Origin of the sequence: Ornithinibacillus sp. FSL M8-0202, assembly GCF_037975285.1 — a bacterium.
Lineage (GTDB): Bacteria > Bacillota > Bacilli > Bacillales > Amphibacillaceae > Ornithinibacillus > Ornithinibacillus massiliensis.
The window spans coordinates 483226-496475 of the sequence record NZ_CP150248.1; the positions used below are offsets into that span (position 1 = coordinate 483226).

The window sequence follows — 13250 nt, forward strand, 5'->3', positions numbered from 1 at the left end:
TATGCTCCATCTCGTTTTACGTGTAATAATAGTTATTATGCTACACTTTCAGATCTCCCATTGTTTCAGACCATTCTCCACTGCCACAACCTACAAATTAAGACAATCCCCAGACAATCCCCTCTTTCAACAATTCCGTTCCTTTACATAAACTATCTAAGAGGAGGATTCATATGCCAGCAAAAGTAGGTGCAGTAAAAGTAAACAATGTATCGTCATCTAGTATTTTTAACATTGGGGACGTGTATGCGATGAATCCGGTAAGTAGCGCGAAGACTTATGCTGGTGGAGGATCTTTTAATACTGGAGATGGTTTACGAATTAATTTAAGCCAATCCAACACCTATGTCTATGATAAAGATTTTATTGATCAGCCAACAGCTTAACATACTGGAGTGAATATCCATGAACATTACCGTTCATCAATCGATTCATATTAATCTATTAAAAGTCGGTTCGATTACAAACTCCTCCGTATTACAAATAGGTAGTACCGGGGCAATACAAGCGAAATCAGAGTTATATAATACAGGGGGATTTACTGAATTCGCTGAAGAAGCAGAAGCACAGGATCCGATTAGTCCACTAGTGCAACTTAGCCCACTGAATCCTATCACATAATTCCCCTTACCGCATAGGATATTCATAGGTATTAGCCTAAAACGAGAACAAACAACAGCCTTAGGTAGTTTGTCAGGTAAGGGGAATGACGATGAATATGTATGATTGGAATAAATACATCTATGAAATACAGCAAGCTACATCCAAGCAAAGCGAACAAATTAGATTACTTGAAGAAAGAATAGCTATTTTAGAAAAGCAAATTCAAGAAAATTCGAAGCCAACTGTTGATAAAATAGAGTACCATTTTGATCAGCTTAAAATAGAACGATTAGACGGAACACTGCACATTGGGCTTTCCCCGAATGAATTAGCTAACATAGATGACTTAGGGATTCCAACTATGCAAATGTCCAATGTTCAGCAACATCCACCATCAACACTAAACAAAAACCTTATTCCTACCTTGAATAATTTTGTGAATCAACAAGGGCCAGAAATGATTCGTAGCCTGTCGCAAAAATACAATAAACCGATTGATAAGAAATTAGAAGGTGACATGATTCATGATATTTTAGGTCAAATTCCGAACCGAATCGCCTTCTATGAAAAAGAAGCGAGAGAAAAACATCAATTCACCACCAAACCAGAATTGGAAAGTTTTATCGTGGATCACATAAAAAAAGAAATCTTCCATTCATTACAACGCTTTATGGAAACGACGGATAGTGAAGAAGGAGAGTCTACATGAATATAGAAGTGCATAATTGGGGGTTAACCGTAGGAAATGTTGCAATTGAAGCAGTTGCTTCTTCCTCTGTATTTTTAATCGGTGATAACGAAACAATTAAATTGTCTTCCTTTTATGATACGCCACCAGAGTCTTATATCGTTGGTACGATTGTTCCACTATCCCCTGTTTGAGGTGAGAATATGCAACATCGATATGTTCAGGTTTTAAATACAGCGGTTAATTCTATAGCGTTTAGTTCTATCTTCAATATTGGGGATACCATACACTTTAATCCAACTTTCAATGGTATTGCCGTACAACGTGAAGGTACCGCTTGGAATGATGATTATGACTTAGAGTTTGAAGACTTCTCCCTTTTCCAACGAGAAGCGAGTTGGATAGAAGAAAAATTACCTGTTGCGATGCATCGTTATCATCAGAATGGACAGATTAATGTAGGTGGCGTTTCGATTACCGGGGTGAGTGAATCTTCCTCTGTGCATATTGGAGGATTACAGCATATTAATGCAGAGGCTAGAATTAAACATATTCGCAAACTAAAAGATTAAAAAAGTACTAAACTTACACACAGGTTCCTAGAAAGCAACATACTGTAAAGTAAACTCTTATTTTAGTAGGTGTTTTGCATGCCATCAATCGTCGGACCAGTTAAAATTAATAGTGTTGGGGGTGGCGTTGTCAATTTTGGTGATTCTTTTTATCTTTCACCAAAGAGCTCGTCTAAAACGGTGACTGGTGCTGGCTCTCTCAACACTGGAGACTTTATTAACACAAATACTGGAGGAAATCTAACCAATCACTTTGATCCAGATATAAATGACCAAAACCTAACAGCCAATGCCTAAGTCACGTCAGCTTGCTCGGGTAACTTTTTCTACTTGTAAAAAAAGCTCGTGTCGCCAGGATGATGTTACTCCTTTAGCGACACGAATCTTTATTTAGGTACTTTTACTAAGAGTTGCTTAGAGAAGAAGTAGAGATAGGTTTCTTGTACTGGTGCTCTCCAAATCGTTTCTAACGCATGGCGATATAATGTGAGCTGAACTTTATATCGATTGATAAGCATAGAAATCAGCTCCTCATTCACCTCTTCCGTTATATGGTCTGTCTTATAATCTAAAATAATCCAACCACCTTCTGTAGGAACAACCGCATCAAATACACCTTGAACAAGGACCTGCTCATTCGTATTACTCTCCCAGCTTGCATACACTTCTTTGGCTGGTAGTGTAATCGTAAATGGAACCTCACGATAAATCTTATCTGCTTCCATCATAAGGTGAGCAATCTCCGTGTCAAAGAATCTCTCTACTGCATCAATATCAACAGAATCCGCTTCTTCTCTTCGTAAGATCTCTCGAATAACTAATCCTTCGACATATTCGTTTATTTCCGTTTTGCTCATTTTTTTATACAGAGGAAGGTGTTGCATGACTGTATGCATAACCGTTCCCTTCTCTGCTGCTGATAGTTTTTTTTCCTTTTGCATAAAGATTGGTTTTTTAGTGATTGGCGCTTTAAACGGCTTTACTAGCTGTGTGGCACTAAATTCATCTTTTATTTCACGTTGCCGCTTAATTTCTGTAACACTTTGCTTCGCTCGTGAATAGGCTGCTTCCTCATAAAGATATCGATAGGAAAGACGCTCCACAACGAAACGGCCTAAGTCTGGTTCAACGATATCAATTGGTTGCCATGTTTTTATTTTTTCTTTAAGCTGTAAATCGTCCTCCAGCGATTCCTCATCTAAATTAGTTAATTCACTACCATGGATAATAGTAATATCCCACGCAGAAGGATCCACTCGAATTTCTTCCAATATAACATCCTGGATTTCTTCTGTACGCAATGCCTCTGTTTGCTGGTGGCGGATTAATGCTGGACCTACCCAGTCTAAGTAGGAGAGAGAACCAATCCGAAAATGCGCTGGTAATATCCATTCCGAATGCTCGATAACCGACTGCCATTTCTCCTGTTTCTTTTCCAATGAAGCAACATTTCCAACCATGACAAGCTTTTCTCTTGCTCGTGTTAAGGCCACATAAAGCACACGCATTTCTTCCGCTAACAGCTCTCTTCTTTTCTCTTCCTTAATAGCATGATAAAACAGCGTTGGGTACGTGATCCGCTTCACCGGGTCAATATATTTCGTTGCAAACCCTAAATCTTTATGAAGTAAATAATTCTGACGTAAATCCATCATATTAAATTGCTTATCCATTGCTCCCACAATCACGACTGGGAACTCCAACCCTTTGCTTTTATGAATAGTCATAATCCGAACGACATCTTCTTGCTCACTTAATGCTCTAGCAGCACCTAGGTCATCCCCTTTTTCTTCCATTCTTTCGATAAAACGAAGAAATCGGAATAGCCCGCGGAATGACGTCGTTTCATAGCCCCTTGCCCTATCATACAAAGCTCTTAAGTTAGCTTGGCGTTGTCGACCACCTGGCATTCCACCGACAAAATCGAAAAAGCCTGTTTCCCGATAAATTTGCCATATTAATTCTGACAAGGCTCCTTGCCTTGCTGCAAGACGGAATCGCTCCAGCAGCTCCATGAAACGATTCAATTTAGCCGAAATCGCATCATCATGATTCTTACGATAGTTTTCTACCGCTTCAAAATACGTATTACGTGGGTCGGCTAAGCGAATTTTAGCAAGTTCATTCTCATTGAACCCTAGTATTGGTGATTTCAGCACCGACGCAAGTGGAATATCCTGTCTTGGGTTATCAATCACCTTTAACAGATTCAACATAATTTTCACTTCTATAGCCTCAAAATATCCCGTTGATAGCTCCGCATAAACAGGAATTCCTTGCTTTTTCAATTCATCCACAATAGTTGGTGCCCAAGTCATGGAGCGGAGTAAAATCACGATATCCCGATATTGAACATCCCGTAATGTTTCACTCGCCTTGTCTACCACTTGTAGTGGTGCTTTGTCTTCAGTTCCTATCCATTGTTTAATTTTCATCGCGTAGGCTCTTGCCTCTAGCTGAGCATACTCAAGATCTTGATAGTTTTCATCCCCTACTTCTCCCTCATCTTCTATCACCTTTTTGTCTTCAGGCTGTTGACGATCGATGATCATTAGTTCCGGATTAGGCTCACTTATCGGTAGAGAATCGTACATTTTATTAGCATAGATTAATTCCGCATCCTCGTCATAATTGATTTCACCAAGCTGTTCATCAAGAATTTGTCTAAAAATATAATTCGCTCCAATTAAAACAAGCTCTCGACTTCTAAAATTACTAGCTAAATCAATTCTTGTAGCAGGGTTATCTGCATTAGCGAATCGTTTATATTTTTCAATGAAAAGGGATGGCTCCGCATGTCTAAATCGGTAAATACTTTGTTTCACATCTCCTACCATAAACATATTACCCGGACCAACTTGGTCACTGATTAACGTTAGAATGGTCTCTTGTACTAGGTTGGTATCCTGATATTCATCCACTAAAAGCTCACTGAATTGCTTCTGTAAGTTTACAGCTACATTTGAAGGCTTGGGCTCTTCCATTGTAGACGACTCATCCATTAGTAGTCGTAAGCATAAATGTTCTAAATCAGAAAAATCTACAACCGCCTTCTCGCGCTTTGCTACAGCAAATCGATTCATAAAATCCTTCACGATATCTGTCAAAGCTCGGATCACAGGTGCTAAGTCCCGCATGTCTTTTACATGGGAGGTAAGATTTCTACTAAACCAATTGGCTTTCATCTTTTCCCATTGTTTTTTATAGCTATTCCGTAACTTTTGAACACTATTTTTTAGATCTTCATTAAAATCCTTATTTCGATTCGCTTTTAACCCGCCGAAGCGCTTTTCTTGCATATACGCATGTAATTCATCCCAGTTGTCTATCCGAGCTACAGCATGTTGAAGCATGTCAAGATCAGCAAGAATCGCTTCCTCGTAATGATAAGGCCCATCGCTTTTTCTCGTAAGCTTCAGGGCATGATTCATTTCCTGTTCCATTCCACTAAACTTATCACGAATTTCTCGCTTTATAATCTCAAGCCAAGGCAGCTCATCCTCAGCCCAGTCTTCTGGTACTTCATACACTGCTGCAAGATTATCTAACCATGCTTCAGGCCAAGGATTTTGTATAGCAAAGTTATATAGTGCTAGTACTAATTTTTCTACGTCGACATCATTACGATCCCCAGAAAATCGTTCGACTACCTGGAAAAACTTCTCTTGGTCTACGCCTTCTCTTCCATACCAATCCTCAAATAAATCCTCCAGAACATCTTGTTGCATTAAATCAGCTTCCATATCATTAGCAATTCGGAAACTAGGATCGATATCAATTAAATACGCATACTGCTTTACAATATCCAAGCAAAAAGAGTGTAGTGTTGAAATGGATGCACGTTGTAATAATGACAACTGCTTTTTCAAATGATTCGAAGATGGATCCTGTTCCAACGCCTTCTCTAGTGCAAGTCCAACCCTATTTCGCATCTCTTGGGCAGCAGCATTCGTAAAAGTAACAACAAGAAGGGAATCAATATCAACTGGATTTTCCTTTTTCAATAACTTTTGAATGATCCGTTCAACAAGTACAGCTGTTTTTCCAGATCCAGCAGCTGCAGCAACTAATACATCATTCCCCTCTGTATAGATCGCTGCCTCTTGTTCCTTTGTCCAACTAACCATTGATATCTCCCTCCTCACTTCTAAGTTTTTCTAATACTTCATCCTCTTTCAATTCAGATAATCTTCTAAAGTTATTCGTTTCTAATGAAGCATCAAATTGACAAACCGATAAGAAAGGACAATACGTACAAGCAACCTTTTGCTTACGTTGATATGGGTTTAAGTGGACAGCCCCTCCGGTAATATCAATTCCAGCTTTATACATTAATCGATGAATATGTTCCTGCAGAGTAGAAAACGTTTCCTGACCTGCTACTTTAGAATTTGCCGTAAAGCTTCCATCTTTCTTTAGTTTAGCTGGAATAATATCACTACCAGATTCCATAGAGGTATCCATCATTTGCACTACACGGTCATTATTAATGAGTAGTCCCTTCATTTTGTATCGTTTAAAAATCTCCTCTTCCAAATCCTCATCAGACATCCTAGTATTACCAGATATCATAGGATTGTGAACATGGAAATACAATACCCCAGCAGGTGTCGCTTTTTTCCCTAGCCATTGTTCCGACTGAGATAATACAACATCTAAGTAGGTCAGCATCTGCAGCGCAATTCCATAATATACATCGACCATATCAAGCCCACGACTGCTTGATTTATAATCTATAATTCTCAAATATAAATCTTCTTGATCTATCGCCTTATCTACTCGGTCAATACGTCCTCGCAATTTAATTTCATATCCATTTGGTAATCGTAACGATACTGGGTTAAGCTTGTCCCCTTTTGATCCAAAACCTAGTTCTAACCCTACAGGTGAAAACTTACTTAATCTTGCTTGCTCACTAAGCACATATGCTGCTCGAGCAATCGTCTGTTGAAGCTTACGTTGGATATATTGATATCGATTCGTACTGTGTAAAATTTGATGCTGTAATATTGGTGCTAGTCTGTTTACTGCTCGTTCTGCATAAGCATCAGCTTCCTTTTTCGTTAGATGAGCAAAGTCTCTGCCTTCTTCTGTAATCCATTCCGTAATAATCTTCAGCGCTTCATGGAATAGATTCCCGATATCAGGCGCATCCAATTTATAAGTTTTCCGTTCATTCAAGCCTAGACTATATTGAGCAAAATGCTTATAAGAGCAATTAAAATACGTTTCTAGCCTAGATACACTTGCTGTTAATTGCTTCGGATAGAGCTGTTTTACCGTCTCTTCTTCCATATCTGTTGGCGTATTTTCATAGTATAAGCTTTGTAAAACACGATAAGTCGTATCATATTTTTTATGATTCGTCATATACCAATTTAAGACATGCCACCATACTGGTTTGATTGGATAACCTTTTCTACTTCTTGCCAGCTGCGCCGTAAGTGCCGACCTTGTTTTAACAGGGGTTGTTATAAATCGATCTGCTTCCAACAATTCATCAGGATCTTGGAGTAGAATATGCTCCTTACACGCTGGGAACATACTCTCTATTCGCTTAATCAGCTGGGATGGCATCTTTGTTTTACCTTGTTCGTCACTTAATGGATAGCTTATCCACAAATAATCTGAAGCAGCTGTAAATGCTAGATACATATAAAACCAATCATCTAAAAGCTGTCTTTTACTCGTATCGGCTAATTTCATTCCATTAAAGGCTAATAATTCTCGCTCACTTTCACTTATCATGCCATCAGCTGGTGGTTTGAGTGGCCAAACGCCATCATTAACCCCTACTAGGAATGAACACTTTATACCACTAATACGAGAGCGGTCAATGGTCCCTACTATTACATGATCGATGCTTGGTGGTACATGGGAGAATTTCAACGTTTCAAACCCTGCATCCAACGTTGTCCGAAATACCGGTAACGTCATCTCCTCATCTCCGGCCATTTCTACCATTTCATCAAACAAATGAATGAAGGCGTCCCACACCTGTTCTTGTTCACGACCTTTGGATAGCTGACCATTTTCATCATAAATTTGACGCATTTCCTCTAACGTTTGAGTTGCACCGATTTTTTCTAATAATGTAAAGGTAATAAAACAAAGCTCCCGAATCGTAGTTGCACTACGAATTTGCTCATCAAAAGCTCCTATTGCCCGAACAACCTGATTTCGATAATGATTAATTCGTGTTTGCATTTCTATTTCTGCATCTGTTTGAGCGACACGATTAAACCCACGGAATCGTTGGAAAATCCAATCCTTTTCACTTAACCACTGCTTTCTCGAACGGATACCATATTCAATAACATAATTCTCTAATTCATCAATCGCATCATTGGTTAACGGATATTCCTCATCTGATGCTGGTATAAATCCCGTTTTCAGCATGCGAAATACAGCATCATAACGCCAATTCGCATCGACCACTTCTAGTGCAGAACGAATAAACTCAATTAAAGCATGATTTAGCATACTTCGCTTTTCATCAATAAATACTGGAATATTATAGTCTTCAAAAATCGTTCCAATGATATCCTGGTATGTTTCAGTTTGGCGGATCAGCACCGCTATATCACGATAACGATAATTTTCCTCACGCACTAATCGTAATATTTCCTGTGCTACCCCTTCTATTTCAGCACGTGGATGCACCGCTTCAGCAATTTGAATCGGAGCCTTCCCATCATACTTTGGTGCAGGTCGAACATCAAAGTTTGCCTCCAAATGTGCAAAATATGGCTTGTCATAAAAAATACCATCTAGCGGATTTAGCATGATACTATTTTCAACCTTAATTTGATTCGCTTCCGCCATCTGTTTTAAGACTTGATACGTTTCTTTCGTTTGATAAAACAAATCCATATCAGATATATTAGGATTCTCTGCATCATCAACAGTCAATGCAACGGTTATCCGTTCGCATTTCGTTAAAAGTGCTTCTACGACGACTAGTTCTTTCGGGGTAAAACGGTGAAACCCTTCAAAATAAATCTCCGCTCCTTCTAAACTCTTTGCTTCTTTAATTTTTTCCGCCAGTAATGTTAATTGATCCTCACTATCAATATAATTATTGGCTAAAGCCTGTCCTAACTCTTTATAAATATAATGCAAATCATCTAGCTTATTGACCAGTGCTCTTTCCCCTGGTTCTTTATGAGCATACTGATTAATTTGATATTTATGTGCTAATAATGTATCTGGGGTAATCTCATAACGTTTAAATTCGGTTATCATTTTTTCCAATTGGGTTAAAAATCCTTGTTTCTCAACCGCTTTTTGGAATACGTTCCATTCCCCTTCTTTTTCTTCTATAATTTTACGGAGCATCATCTGTATTCCAACAGAACTAATGAATTGTCTTGTTGCTCCCCCTGTTTCCTGCAGGATTAGCCACGCTAATCGAGAAAAGCTTGTAACCTGTGTACGTGCACTACCTTGAAACGATTCATCTCGGAATAATGCATACTCCTGCTCAAAGGTCATTTGGTCCGGAACAATATAAAATATTGGCGGACCTTGTGGATTAGCAATCGATTTTTCTTTTATTTCTTCAAATGCTATCTCACTTTTGTTCGTGCCTGATCTCCCTAATATAAAGCGTAGTCCCACAAATAATACCCCCTTTAACATCTAATGAAAAAAACCTCTGCTTTATATTATTCCATACAGAAGTTTTGTTTTTTTATTGCTATTTAACTTCTTCCGAATCGGCTACCTCTTCTTGCTTCGATTTTTGATGTAGCTTCTTCTCAATAAGCTTTCCAACAATCCAGAATAAAACAATGCAAGCACCTACAATGATGGTTTTCATTGGGTTTTGGGCAAATGACACGATACTTGAACCAATATAGGAAATAGAGAATATCATGACAGATTTACCAAGTAATACCGCTAATATAAACTGGTACACATTAATATTAGATAACCCTGCAACAACATTGATTACGGACGATGGTGAAAATGGGAAGCACATTAGTAGAAACAATGGGCCAAATCCGTGTCTCTCTAACCAGTTTGTTACCTTTTGGACTTGTTTATTTTTACGTACGGAGACAAAGATTTTCTTATCACCGAGTTTCCGTATGATTAAAAATAACATAATCGAACCTAAACTAGATCCTGCCCAAGATAAAAGAAATCCTTCCAGTAATCCATAGGCAGCAGCGTTTGCCATTACAAAAACTACTAGAGGCAAAAAAGGAAGAAATGCTTCAATAAATGGAAGCAATATTCCTGGTAATGGGCCCAAGCTTTCATAACTTTGAAGCAGTTCCATTATATATTGATCTAATTCGTCATTTTGTAAAGCGATTTTCCAGTCTGTTATGATACTGTATAAATTCATCTAGTAAGACTCCCTATCCAAAGCCTAAATGTACAACTTTATTGTAATGTAAATTTCATTTTATGAAAAGTTTAACGAAAGATAGATTCTTTCTAACTAACGCCATTATAAGTATAGCCTCACCCTTCCCGATATTTACCAATTAAAATTTTTAACCTTTATAGTGTATTTTTTTAATACATTGGCGTATAATAAGAACAAACGTTCTTATTCGGAGGGAGATTTATGCGCTATCTAACAGATGAAGAATTACAAATCGCTTCACGCTTTCTTTTTCTTTCGATGGCAATTGTCGTAATTCAGCAGGATATTCAGCACATCCAAAAGGGTGCCTTCAAAATAAAAGAACCATATATACAGCTCTTAGAAAAGATGAATGCAAATGCACTTGACGAACGTAGACAATTACGGAGAAAAATGGAAGCGAAAAAGCTCCAAGTAATGCTAATTAATAAAAATGACTCTTTTTCCTCCTATCTCTTTTTATGTAGAGGAAAAGAAGAAAAGCGAAATTACTTTAACCCGGCTATACGAAAAAAAGTTGAGGAAATTGTACAGGACATTATGTTGAAGGCTTTGGCCGAGGGCCAGTCTTATGCAGCTGCAAATGCTTGATTCGGTTGTCTAATTGATACCGAAATTGTGCCGTACGATGAATTTGATTCATGACGGAGCCATAAGAAGCATCAAGACTCAGTTTTTTCCCATTTTTAAACACGATATCAGTTTTATCCCTTGTACGTGTTACATAATCAATATGGGAATGGGCAATCCACGAGCATTTTGCATTGGTGGGTGATGTCGTAGGAAAGAAGTACATGCCGCTAGAAGGATCGATTGAAATTGGCGCTTTATGTGTTATACCACAAATATCTCTAGTTCCATCCTGTCTGCCTTTGAGACTTGAGCCAAAGAATCGGCAAGCATAATCGATAAGCTTACTTGGAGATTGTTTCACCGTATATTCCGTTTCTTCCTCAAGAACATAGGTACGAACATTTCCAGCTTCATCCTGCTTAGCAACAACCGCTAAGGTTAATGGAGTAATTTCATGTAATGGGGAATACAATTCTTCCATATTCATTATTTAATCATCCTTTCATATTTAGATGAAAGGGTGAGGCTACATTTAATTTAACAGATTTTTTAATAAATTGAAACATACTAGCGACAAGTTTCAACAAAATACAATATTAGTCACTTTTTATTCCTCATTTGGAAGACTTTCAGAAATATTTCCATCTGAGAATGATTTTTCTTGATTTGTTTCCACGTGGCTTTCCTCTGCAGGTAACAAGAAATTAGGATTTAATAATGTAAAAGTCTCTAACTCTGGACTTTTCTTTCTCTTTTTCACTGTCATGTCCTCCTTTTTCTACTAGTATGGATAATTTCTATACGCCTCACACGGTACAATTCCATTTTAAACCGTTTTAAAAGCTGCCTTCTAACAGGCATATAAGACGTTCCCTACCGTACAAAATTTTATAAATTCATCGACTCATCTTATATAAACTTGACCAATATAGTATAATTAATACATAAACCTTAAAATTTGATGCTTTAGAGAGAGAAAAGAAAGCGGGATACTTATGGAAAATTGGCTTGATTTCATTAATCAATATGGCTACATAGCCATATTCATTCTATTAACCTTAGGAATTATTGGGCTACCTGTACCAGATGAGGTGTTACTAACCTATCTTGGATACGTCATCTCATTAGGGAATATGGACTATGCATTAACATATATAGCAGCGCTCTCCGGAGCAGTGTGCGGTATTACCATCAGTTATTTTCTTGGTATTAAATTGGGAGAACCCTTCCTAAGAAAATTTGGCTCGAAATTCTTTATCAATGAAAAGATGATTAATCGAACGAATAGATTATTTAATCGGTTCGGATCATTTGTCCTAGTAATCTGCTATTTCGTTCCGGGAGTAAGACATGTAGCAGCATATATCGGTGGAATCTCCAACTTTCCATTTAGACGTTTCGCTTTGTTTGCTTATAGTGGAGCCGTTATTTGGGTAACTACATTTATCGTATTAGGTAACCAACTAGGGAGTAATTGGAATGTTGTATTTGTTTTCATTCATAAACACATGTGGAACCTACTTCCAATTACTGTTATTCTAATTCTTCTAGGCATTGGTATTTTTTATTATAATCGCAGAAAAAATTCATATATGGTTAATAAAAGGTAAAGGAATCTATTATGTTAAAAAAAACGCTCTTAAAATCGCTTGTAGAACTAACAGGTAATCCTATAAGTTCTACCGTACTAAAATCATTTACAAAATCGCCATTAAGCAGACCATTAATCGGTCCATTTTCTAAAATTTATGGAATAGACACGCAAGAAATGAAATACCCTATTTCACATTATAAAAACTTGCATTCATTTTTTACTCGTAGTTTAAAGGAGAATGTACGACCAATAGACCCATCCCCAAATACATTAATCTCACCTGTAGATGCGGTAATAAGTGATTTCGGTAGAGTAAGCTCGGATTACACTTTTTCTATCAAGAATCGACCATACAGTGCGAGTGAAATTTTTGGAGATGTAAAAAAGGCCGATAGATATAAAGATGGCTATTTTTACGTACTATATCTATCCCCTAGTCACTACCATCGTATTCATTACCCAGTGGATGGAACATTAGTTTCACGGTACGCCTTAGGGGAAAAATCATTCCCTGTCAATAACTTAGGAATGAAATATGGAAATAATCCACTCTCTACTAACTATCGAATAATATCCGAGCTTTCAACTAGATTTGGTAGAGTAGCTGTAGTAAAAGTTGGTGCATTAAATATTAATAGTATTCAACTCTATCATTCTTCTGAAACCTGTTTAAAAGGAGAAGAATTAGGTTATTTTTCCTTCGGTTCCACCGTTGTATTATTTATAGAGAAAAACGACTCCTTTCACTCTAAGATTCACACGGATTCTGAAGTGAAGGTAGGAGAATCGATTGGTGAATGGATTCTCTGACTTAGGAAGTTGACAGGAAATTAAATCATT

Annotated in this window: 14 protein-coding genes; 9 read left to right on the top strand and 5 right to left on the bottom strand. The window is 37.6% G+C overall.

What is annotated here, in order from left to right; translation table 11 throughout:
* Positions 1-173: 173 nt before the first annotated feature.
* The 6 genes from MKY78_RS02480 (at position 174) to MKY78_RS02505 (ending at position 2160) form a co-directional block, all read left to right on the top strand.
* Entirely contained in the window at positions 174-386 is a 213-nt protein-coding gene (locus tag MKY78_RS02480; protein WP_186869363.1) for a spore germination protein, read from the top strand.
* Positions 387-405: 19 nt separating this feature from the next.
* A complete protein-coding gene (locus tag MKY78_RS02485; protein WP_339215920.1) occupies positions 406-621 on the top strand; it encodes a spore germination protein GerPB in 216 nt (71 codons plus the stop codon).
* Between the two features lie 91 nt (positions 622-712).
* Positions 713-1312, top strand: a complete 600-nt coding sequence (gene gerPC / locus MKY78_RS02490; RefSeq protein ID WP_339215922.1) for a spore germination protein GerPC — start codon at positions 713-715, stop codon at positions 1310-1312.
* Positions 1309-1485: a spore gernimation protein GerPD gene (locus MKY78_RS02495; RefSeq protein WP_339215924.1), complete on the top strand. Its 177-nt coding sequence runs from the start codon at positions 1309-1311 to the stop codon at positions 1483-1485. Before gerPC ends, MKY78_RS02495 begins: the two co-directional genes overlap by 4 nt.
* 9 nt (positions 1486-1494) lie before the next feature.
* A complete protein-coding gene (locus MKY78_RS02500; protein WP_339215926.1) occupies positions 1495-1863 on the top strand; it encodes a spore germination protein GerPE in 369 nt (122 codons plus the stop codon).
* A 78-nt stretch (positions 1864-1941) separates the two neighbouring features.
* A complete protein-coding gene (locus MKY78_RS02505) occupies positions 1942-2160 on the top strand; it encodes a spore germination protein (RefSeq protein WP_186869358.1) in 219 nt (72 codons plus the stop codon).
* An 89-nt stretch (positions 2161-2249) separates the two neighbouring features.
* Here MKY78_RS02505 and addA read toward each other — a convergent pair whose 3' ends face one another.
* From addA to MKY78_RS02520, 3 genes are all read right to left on the bottom strand, one after another.
* A complete protein-coding gene (gene addA / locus MKY78_RS02510; RefSeq protein ID WP_339215928.1) occupies positions 2250-5990 on the bottom strand; it encodes a helicase-exonuclease AddAB subunit AddA in 3741 nt (1246 codons plus the stop codon).
* A complete protein-coding gene (gene addB / locus MKY78_RS02515; RefSeq protein WP_339215930.1) occupies positions 5983-9483 on the bottom strand; it encodes a helicase-exonuclease AddAB subunit AddB in 3501 nt (1166 codons plus the stop codon). Before addB ends, addA begins: the two co-directional genes overlap by 8 nt.
* 79 nt (positions 9484-9562) lie before the next feature.
* Positions 9563-10219 (bottom strand): TVP38/TMEM64 family protein, encoded by a 657-nt coding sequence (locus tag MKY78_RS02520; RefSeq protein WP_339215932.1) that lies wholly within the window; start codon positions 10217-10219, stop codon positions 9563-9565.
* A 225-nt stretch (positions 10220-10444) separates the two neighbouring features.
* Here MKY78_RS02520 and MKY78_RS02525 point away from each other — a divergent pair, with 225 nt between their 5' ends.
* Positions 10445-10834, top strand: coding sequence for a hypothetical protein (locus MKY78_RS02525; RefSeq protein WP_339215934.1), 390 nt, complete (start codon positions 10445-10447; stop codon positions 10832-10834).
* Here MKY78_RS02525 and MKY78_RS02530 read toward each other — a convergent pair.
* Entirely contained in the window at positions 10782-11303 is a 522-nt protein-coding gene (locus MKY78_RS02530; protein WP_339215936.1) for a competence protein ComK, read from the bottom strand. The genes MKY78_RS02525 and MKY78_RS02530 overlap by 53 nt on opposite strands.
* A 120-nt stretch (positions 11304-11423) precedes the next feature.
* Positions 11424-11576 carry a hypothetical protein gene (locus tag MKY78_RS02535; RefSeq protein WP_339215938.1) on the bottom strand — a complete coding sequence of 51 codons (153 nt, stop codon included), beginning with the start codon at positions 11574-11576 and terminating at the stop codon, positions 11424-11426.
* Between the two features lie 235 nt (positions 11577-11811).
* Here MKY78_RS02535 and MKY78_RS02540 point away from each other — a divergent pair, with 235 nt between their 5' ends.
* Positions 11812-12426 (top strand): DedA family protein, encoded by a 615-nt coding sequence (locus tag MKY78_RS02540; protein WP_339215939.1) that lies wholly within the window; start codon positions 11812-11814, stop codon positions 12424-12426.
* Between the two features lie 11 nt (positions 12427-12437).
* Positions 12438-13220: a phosphatidylserine decarboxylase gene (locus tag MKY78_RS02545; RefSeq protein WP_339215941.1), complete on the top strand. Its 783-nt coding sequence runs from the start codon at positions 12438-12440 to the stop codon at positions 13218-13220.
* Positions 13221-13250 lie beyond the last annotated feature (30 nt).

Excerpts from the sequence above, each read along its gene's own strand:
- MKY78_RS02545 (WP_339215941.1), top strand. The coding sequence starts at position 12,438 with ATGTTAAAAAAAACGCTCTTAAAATCGCTTGTAGAACTAACAGGTAAT.
- addA (WP_339215928.1), bottom strand. The coding sequence starts at position 5,990 with ATGGTTAGTTGGACAAAGGAACAAGAGGCAGCGATCTATACAGAGGGG.
- MKY78_RS02520 (WP_339215932.1), bottom strand. The coding sequence starts at position 10,219 with ATGAATTTATACAGTATCATAACAGACTGGAAAATCGCTTTACAAAAT.
- MKY78_RS02530 (WP_339215936.1), bottom strand. The coding sequence starts at position 11,303 with ATGAATATGGAAGAATTGTATTCCCCATTACATGAAATTACTCCATTA.
- MKY78_RS02480 (WP_186869363.1), top strand. The coding sequence starts at position 174 with ATGCCAGCAAAAGTAGGTGCAGTAAAAGTAAACAATGTATCGTCATCT.
- MKY78_RS02525 (WP_339215934.1), top strand. The coding sequence starts at position 10,445 with ATGCGCTATCTAACAGATGAAGAATTACAAATCGCTTCACGCTTTCTT.
- MKY78_RS02485 (WP_339215920.1), top strand. The coding sequence starts at position 406 with ATGAACATTACCGTTCATCAATCGATTCATATTAATCTATTAAAAGTC.
- MKY78_RS02505 (WP_186869358.1), top strand. The coding sequence starts at position 1,942 with ATGCCATCAATCGTCGGACCAGTTAAAATTAATAGTGTTGGGGGTGGC.
- gerPC (WP_339215922.1), top strand. The coding sequence starts at position 713 with ATGAATATGTATGATTGGAATAAATACATCTATGAAATACAGCAAGCT.
- MKY78_RS02500 (WP_339215926.1), top strand. The coding sequence starts at position 1,495 with ATGCAACATCGATATGTTCAGGTTTTAAATACAGCGGTTAATTCTATA.
- MKY78_RS02540 (WP_339215939.1), top strand. The coding sequence starts at position 11,812 with ATGGAAAATTGGCTTGATTTCATTAATCAATATGGCTACATAGCCATA.
- MKY78_RS02495 (WP_339215924.1), top strand. The coding sequence starts at position 1,309 with ATGAATATAGAAGTGCATAATTGGGGGTTAACCGTAGGAAATGTTGCA.